Below are 1037 nucleotides of genomic sequence, written 5' to 3'. Positions count from 1 at the left end.
GTTGCGCTTCATCTGGATGACATTGGACTTCTTTCTCAGGATAGAGTCGTTTCGGTACCCTTTTTTTGACCCCTTTTTGAAGCCATACAGAAAAACGCCTTGTATAGAATTTTGGTATTTTCATACCTTTTTTCAATGCAAGGCGTTTTTTAGTTTTATGTTTTTAGGTTATTGTCCAAAGTGATACCGAAGTAATTTATGCTCTTTCTTGCAAGTTAATTTCTATCAGCGACTTTCATGACAAATGGAAAAGCGAGAACGCCCGCGTCTGAGAATTTGAATTCAACCCATAGTTTATAAAAACCAGGTGAAGGGAACTGAGCTTCAAATACGGGTTTGTCTTCTGATACTGGATGGACGTGGATAAATTTTTCTCCTTGTTCATCCAGCACAACTACATGGCCTAATGCCCCTAAGTAAGGCAAAGGAGTTTCGCCGTTTAAATCAAAAGATAGAGCAGCTGATTTTCCGGCAGTCAGCTTTGGATGGTGAAACGTAACGGTTTTACCCTCGACTTCTTTTGTAGCACTATCCCTTTCCGCAAGCATCTCCCAATCGATGCTTGGGGTGTCAGTAACCTTGCCGACTGTTATCGTAATTGGCTCGATAACATAAGTCATTCTTCCGGGATTGATATCCGCGAAAGCAAGGTAACGTCCCGGAGGCAGTTCCAACACCACTTCGAAATCTCCAGAAGCATTTTCGATGGGGTGGACATGTAAAAAAGTTTCTAAATCTGCACTGGTAATAACCAGGTGCATTCTTTTTTCGTGAGTTTCAGTTAAAGCTACAGCATTGTTTTCTTTATCACGAACTTTAATCGTCACTATCCCGTAGTTATAAGTGATATTTATTTGGACTTCGGGAAGTTTTTCATCCATATCATGATATTTACGATTTTTGTGGTGTTCATTGTGATGTTCATGTTCCAAAAGAAACTCCTCCTTTTTTCTCCATTAGTAGTTGTTTGCATTTGTAGACATGTTTTCTTTAGTTGTTTGTGGATGGCATTGTGCCTCAGGTTCTGGTGCTTTCTC

Annotated in this window: 1 protein-coding gene; it reads right to left on the bottom strand. The window is 40.0% G+C overall.

What is annotated here, in order from left to right; translation table 11 throughout:
• Window positions 1-215: 215 nt before the first annotated feature.
• Window positions 216-932: a hypothetical protein gene (locus CXF70_RS06640; RefSeq protein WP_101802017.1), complete on the bottom strand. Its 717-nt coding sequence runs from the start codon at window positions 930-932 to the stop codon at window positions 216-218.
• Window positions 933-1037 lie beyond the last annotated feature (105 nt).

The organism is Planomicrobium sp. MB-3u-38 (assembly GCF_002836425.1).
Lineage (GTDB): Bacteria > Bacillota > Bacilli > Bacillales_A > Planococcaceae > Planococcus > Planococcus okeanokoites.
This window is presented reverse-complemented; position numbering and strand designations above follow the sequence as displayed.